Annotated in this window: 6 protein-coding genes; 2 read left to right on the top strand and 4 right to left on the bottom strand. The window is 70.7% G+C overall.

Annotation, left to right across the window (positions count from 1 at the left end; genetic code table 11):
* The 4 genes from rny to VF612_RS04980 form a co-directional block, all read right to left on the bottom strand.
* Positions 1 to 1,480 (bottom strand): ribonuclease Y (gene rny, locus VF612_RS04965; protein ID WP_408658748.1); only part of this gene is annotated, 1,480 nt, incomplete at its 3' end.
* A gap of 303 nt (positions 1,481 to 1,783) precedes the next feature.
* Positions 1,784 to 2,374, bottom strand: coding sequence for a regulatory protein RecX (locus tag VF612_RS04970; protein ID WP_408658743.1), 591 nt, complete (start codon positions 2,372 to 2,374; stop codon positions 1,784 to 1,786).
* A 5-nt stretch (positions 2,375 to 2,379) separates the two neighbouring features.
* Complete coding sequence (gene recA / locus VF612_RS04975; protein WP_408658744.1) at positions 2,380 to 3,420, bottom strand: recombinase RecA; 1,041 nt, start codon at positions 3,418 to 3,420, stop codon at positions 2,380 to 2,382.
* 177 nt (positions 3,421 to 3,597) lie between these two features.
* The gene (locus VF612_RS04980; protein ID WP_408658745.1) at positions 3,598 to 3,789 is read right to left on the bottom strand and encodes a DUF3046 domain-containing protein; all 192 of its coding nucleotides are present in this window, start codon (positions 3,787 to 3,789) and stop codon (positions 3,598 to 3,600) included.
* A gap of 55 nt (positions 3,790 to 3,844) precedes the next feature.
* Between VF612_RS04980 and VF612_RS04985 the strand changes: the two genes are divergently transcribed.
* Together VF612_RS04985 and VF612_RS04990 are read left to right on the top strand one after the other, a co-directional pair.
* Positions 3,845 to 4,483 carry a GNAT family N-acetyltransferase gene (locus tag VF612_RS04985; RefSeq protein ID WP_408658746.1) on the top strand — a complete coding sequence of 213 codons (639 nt, stop codon included), beginning with the start codon at positions 3,845 to 3,847 and terminating at the stop codon, positions 4,481 to 4,483.
* 43 nt (positions 4,484 to 4,526) lie between these two features.
* On the top strand, positions 4,527 to 6,140 hold a 1,614-nt coding region (locus tag VF612_RS04990), incomplete at its 3' end, for a DEAD/DEAH box helicase (protein ID WP_408658747.1).

Below are 6,140 nucleotides of genomic sequence, written 5' to 3' on the forward strand. Positions count from 1 at the left end.
CGGACTTGCCGGCCGCGATCTCCTCGATCCGCTCCAGCCGCTTGACGTACGCCTCGAGGCTCTCGCGGCGCGCGCCGGGCCGTCCGCCCGAGCTGGCGTCGGACGCCTGGGTGAGCACGGCCTCGATGGTCTGCGGCTGCACCTCGTTGTGATGGGCCTCGACGGCGTGCGCCACGGCCTCGCTCTCACCGTACTTGCGCAGCAGCTCCGCGCCGATGATGGCGTGGCTGCCCTCGACCTCGTGGGTGAGCGCCTTGCCGATGTCGTGCAGGAACGCCGCCCGCTTGATGAGGCTGGTTTCCAGGCCCAGCTCGCTGGCCATGATGCCGGCGATGTGGGCGGTCTCGATGAGGTGCCCGAGGACGTTCTGGCCGTAGCTGGTCCGGTACTTCAACCGTCCCAGGGTGGGGATCAGCCGCTCGTCCAGGTCGGTGATGCCGATCTCGGCGAGGGAGTCGCGGGCGGCCCGCAGGCACAGCTCGTCCACCTCGACCTTGGCCGACTCGTAGATCTCCTCGATGCGGTGCGGGTGGATCCGGCCGTCCAGCACCAGCTTCTCCAGGGTGATCCGGGCGATCTCCCGGCGCACCGGATCGAAGCAGGACAGCAGCACCGCTTCGGGGGTGTCGTCGATGATCACGTTCACCCCGGTGACCGATTCGAAGGCCCGGATGTTGCGGCCCTCGCGGCCGATGATCCGGCCCTTCATCTCCTCGCTGGGCAGGTGCAGCACGCTCACCACGGTCTCGGTGGTCTGCTCGCTGGCGATGCGCTGTACCGCGTCGACCACGATGGCCCGGGCCCGGTCGGTCGCCTCGGCACGCGCCTCGGTCTCGATCGTGCGCACCAGGGCAGCGGCGTCCCGGCGGGCGGTGGCCTCGACCGTGGTGAGCAACTCCAGCTTGGCTTCCTCGCTGGTGAGCCCGGCCACCCGCTCCAGCGCCGCGGTGTGCTCGAGCTCCTGCCGCAGGGTGGCCGCGGTCAGCTCCGAGCGCAGCTCCTCCAGAGCCACCCCCTCGGCGTCCAGCGCGATGCGGCGGGCGTGGATGTCGTGCAGCTGGGTTTCCAGCTCGGATTCGCGGCCGGCCAGCGCCTCGGCGCGCGCCGTCAGCTCCTCTTCCCGCGTGGCCAGGGCCGTCAGCCGCGCCTGCGACTCGCGTTCGGCGGCCCGTCGGGCATCGGCGATCAGGTCTTCGGCCACCGTCTCGGCCCGCGACCGGACGGCGTCGGCGCTGGCGCGAGCCGCCGCGACCTCGGTCTGGGCCGCCCTGCGCAGCGACTCGATCTCGGCCTCGGCGGCGCGGCGGGCGGCGTCAGCCTCCTTGATCGCCCGTTGCCGGACCGCTTCGGCCTCGGTCTCGGCTTCGGCAACCCGATCGTGCCCGTGGGCCGGCCGCTGGACAGAGGCTTCGCTGGCTGCGGAGCGGCCGGCGTACAGGGACAGGAATCGAAGGCCGAGGATCAGAATCAACACGAACACCGCGGCGATAGCCGCGAACTCAGTCGAACTCACGAACGTCCCCCTCTCGCGGAGGCGACGCGTCCGTCAGGACCCGTCGCGACAGCACTGCCAGGAGGCGGAGCCGGGGGCCGAACCCACAGGCGAACACAGAATGGAGGCGCCTCCGCAGGTGCTAGCGGCGGCGGTCGTTATCTCCTTCGGTCCTCGGCGTGGCGACGGTCAACGGGCAAACATGACGCGGTGTATGTCAGTGCGCTGCGCTTGTGACGCGACGCATCCAATCTCCTGATCTTGTGAGGCTATGAACGATGTGGCACAGGGTCAAGCCAGCCATGCGGTGTCATCGGGGGCAGTGTCTTCGCCGCATCCTCCGACAGCGTCCCTAACCACCTGAAAGGCCATGGACGGCGGATAACCCTTGCGAGCCAGCATTCCCACCAAACGCCGCGTTTTGACCTCCGGCGTCAGCCGGGTCATCGACCGGAGCTTGCGCAGCACCAGCTGCCGGGCCACCTCAGCCTCGTCCTCGGCGGCGACACCTGCCACCGCGGTGGTGATCACGGCCTCCTCGACGCCCCTGTCCCGCAGCTGGCGGCTGATCTCACGCACGGCGATACCGCGGTCGCGTTGCCGGGACTGCACGTAGCCCTCGGCAAAAGCGCGATCGTCCACCAGCCCGACAGCAGCCAGCCGATCCAGCACCTTGGTCGACGCCGCTTCAGGAACCTGGCGGGCCGCGAGCGCGTCGCGGAGCTCGGCCCGGCTGCGGGCCCGCGCCGTCAAGAGGCGTAGGCAGATCGTCCGGGCCACATCTTCGGGGTCTGCCTCGGGATCGGCACGTCGATCATCGAGTTCCGAGGGTTCGGCGGGCGGGGCACAGGCGCCCCCACCCGCCGACCGCGAGCGAGCCACTCCTGCTAGAAGTCGACCGGGGCCGGCAGCGGGGTCTCGGCCGTCACCTGAGCACCCACTCCCAGCTTCTCCTTGATCTTCTTCTCGATCTCCTCCGCGAGGTCGGGGTTGTCACGCAGGAAGTTGCGCGAGTTCTCCTTGCCCTGGCCGAGCTGATCGCCCTCGTAGGTGTACCAGGCGCCGGACTTGCGCACGATCCCCTGATCGACGCCGACGTCGATCAGCGAGCCCTCGCGGCTGATCCCCTGGCCGTAGACGATGTCGAACTCGGCCTGCTTGAACGGCGGGGCCACCTTGTTCTTGACGACCTTCACCCGGGTCCGGTTTCCGACCGCCTCGCCGCCGTCCTTGAGGGTCTCGATGCGGCGGACGTCCATGCGCACGGACGAGTAGAACTTCAGCGCCTTGCCGCCGGTGGTCGTCTCGGGCGAGCCGAACATGACCCCGATCTTCTCGCGCAGCTGGTTGATGAAGATCGCGGTGGTGCCGGAGTTGCTCAGCGCGCCGGTGATCTTGCGCAGCGCCTGGCTCATCAGCCTGGCCTGCAGGCCGACGTGGCTGTCGCCCATCTCGCCCTCGATCTCGGCCCGGGGCACCAGGGCGGCGACCGAGTCGACCACGATGATGTCCAGGGCGCCGGAGCGGATCAGCATGTCCATGATCTCCAGCGCCTGCTCACCGGTGTCGGGCTGGCTGACCAGCAGCGCGTCGGTGTCGACCCCGAGGGCGCGGGCGTATTCGGGATCCAGCGCGTGCTCGGCGTCGATGAACGCCGCCACACCGCCGGCAGCCTGGGCATTGGCGACGGCATGCAGCGCCACCGTGGTCTTGCCCGAGCTCTCCGGGCCGTAGATCTCGATGATCCGGCCGCGCGGCAGGCCGCCGATCCCCAGCGCGATGTCCAGCGCGATGGAGCCGGTCGGAATCACCTCGATGGGCACGTAGGGCCGCTCGCCCAGCCGCATCACCGAGCCCTTGCCGAACTGCTTGTCGATCTGACCCAGGGCGACCTCGAGTGCCTTGTCGCGGTCAAATGCTGCGGCCATGTTGGTACCTCTCTCAAGTGGCTGTTCCGTCGAGAGCAACGCTAGATCTGACCACCGACACTTTCGCCGGCGAGGCACATCTGTGGACGACCACGCGCTCGCCCATCCAGGTTAGCGAACACCTGTTCGATTGTCCGCAACACGCCGACACCAGTTCCGCCGACCGCTGCCCGACGCTCAGCGCAGCTTCTGGGGGACATCGAATTCCTGGCAGATCGCCCGCCACACCGATTTCGGGGAGTCGCCCCGCTCGATGGCGTCGTTGACGGTGGCGCCCAGCGCCGGCACCCGGAAGTCCGCAGCCAGCGAATGCGCATACGTCGACCCGAACCGGGCTTCCATCCGCTCCCAGAATTCGCTCAATCGCACACCTGGAACAGTAGTGCGGGTGCGGCCGGTCGCGGTGCTCGGGCAAGATCTCCCCATGCCGGTTCCCGCCTCCCCCGCACCCGAGCCGGCCCGCTGGTACGCGCAGGAGACGCTGCGTGGCGCCCTGGTCACGCTGGCGCCGTTGCAGCCCGAACACGCCGAGGGCTACGCGGCGGCGGTGCGCTCCGACGACGGCGCCGAGCAGGTGTACCGGTGGCTGGGCAGGGCGCCCATCCCGGTGACCGCCGAGCTGGCCCGGGCCGAGATCCTGGCCGCGCTGGCCGCCCGGGCCCGCGGTGACCGGTTTCCGTTCGCCCAGCTGGACGCCGTGACCGGGGAGGTGCTGGGCACCACCAGCTACTACGACGTGCACCCGGAGCTGCGGACCCTGGCGATCGGCTACACCTGGCTCGGCAGGCGGTGGTGGCGCACCGGCCACAACACCGAGTCCAAGCTGCTGCTGCTCAGCCAGGCCTTCGACGTGCTGGGAGCGGCCCGGGTGGTCTGGCACACCGACGTGCTCAACGAACGCTCCAGGGCGGCGATCGAGCGGCTCGGCGCGACCCCGGAGGGGGTGCTGCGCAAGCACCGGATCCGGGCCGACGGCAGCTGGCGCGACACCGCCCAGTTCTCGATGACCGATGAGGACTGGCCTGCGGCCCGCGACCGGCTGCGGGCCAGCCTGCGGCGCTGATCCGCCCGCTGCCGCTGTCGTACCCCTCGCGCACACTGGAGGCATGGACACCTTGTTCGCGCCGGCGACCACCGCCTGGTTCGAGGGTGCCTTCGACAGCCCGACCGAGGCCCAGCTCGGGGCCTGGCGGGCCATCGCCAAGGGCGAGCACACGCTGGTGGTCGCCCCGACCGGCTCGGGCAAGACGCTGGCGGCCTTCCTCTCCGCGATCGACCGGCTGGCCGCGCTGCCCGTTCCCGATGACCCGAACCGGCGCTGCCGGGTGCTCTACGTCAGCCCGCTCAAGGCGCTGGCAGCAGACGTCGAGCGCAACCTGCGATCGCCGCTGGTCGGCATCGCCCAAGCCGCCCGCCGGCTGGACCTGCCCGAGCCCAGGATCTCGGTCGCGATGCGCTCGGGCGACACCACGCCCGAGGACCGGCGCGCCTTCGCCAGGCACGGCGCCGACGTCCTGATCACGACGCCGGAATCGCTGTTCCTGCTGCTCACCTCCGCGGCGCGGCAGGCGCTGGCCGGGATCGAGACGGTCATCGTCGACGAGGTGCACGCGGTGGCGGCCACGAAACGGGGCGCGCACCTGGCGGTGAGCCTGGAACGGCTCGACGCGCTGCTCGACCAGCCGGCCCAGCGGATCGGCCTGTCGGCGACCGTCCGCCCCATCGACGAGGTCGCCACCTTCCTGGCCGGCGGCCGTCCCGTCACCGTGGTCCAGCCGCCGACCGTCAAAAGGCTGGACCTGTCGGTGGTGGTGCCGGTCGAGGACCTGACCGAGCTGGGCGACGGCCAGCCCGACACCGGCCAGGACCCGCAACGGCGGGCCTCGATCTGGCCGCACGTCGAGGAGCGGGTCCTGGACCTGATCGACAACCACACCTCGACCATCGTCTTCGCCAATTCCCGGCGGCTGGCCGAACGGCTGACCGCCCGGCTGAACGACCTCGCCCACGAGCGCGACCCCGACCGGGTGGCAGACATCAGGGCGCACCACGGCTCGGTGTCGCGCGAGCAGCGCCAGCTCGTCGAGGAGGAGCTGAAGGCCGGGCGGATCCCGGCCGTGGTGGCCACCTCGTCCCTGGAGCTGGGGATCGACATGGGCGCGGTCGACCTGGTGGTGCAGGTGGAGTCGCCGCCGTCGGTGGCCGCCGGGATGCAGCGGCTGGGCCGGGCCGGACATCAGGTGGGCGCGGAGTCCAAGGGGGTGATCTTCCCCAAGTACCGCGGCGATCTGCTGGAATGCGCGGTGGTCGCCGAGCGGATCCGGGACGGCCAGATCGAGTCGATGCGCTATCCCCGCAATCCGCTGGACGTGCTGGCCCAGCAGATCGTGGCGATGGTGGCGCTGGACACCATGACGGTGGACGAGGTGGAACGGCTGATCCGGCGCAGCGCCTCGTTCGCCACCCTCCCCCGGTCCGCGCTGGAGGCGGTGCTGGACATGCTGGCCGGACGCTATCCCTCCGACGCCTTCGCCGAGTTGCGGCCGAGGCTGGTCTGGGACCGGATCAGCGGCGAGCTGACCGGGCGGCCGGGCGCCCAGCGGCTGGCGGTGACCTCGGGCGGCACCATTCCCGACCGCGGCCTGTTCGGCGTCTTCCTGGCCGCTGCCGACGGCCCCGGCCGCCGGGTCGGCGAGCGGGACGGGGGGATGGTCTCCGAG

It is taken from the genome of Jatrophihabitans sp., assembly GCF_036388195.1.
Classification (GTDB): domain Bacteria; phylum Actinomycetota; class Actinomycetes; order Mycobacteriales; family Jatrophihabitantaceae; genus Jatrophihabitans_A.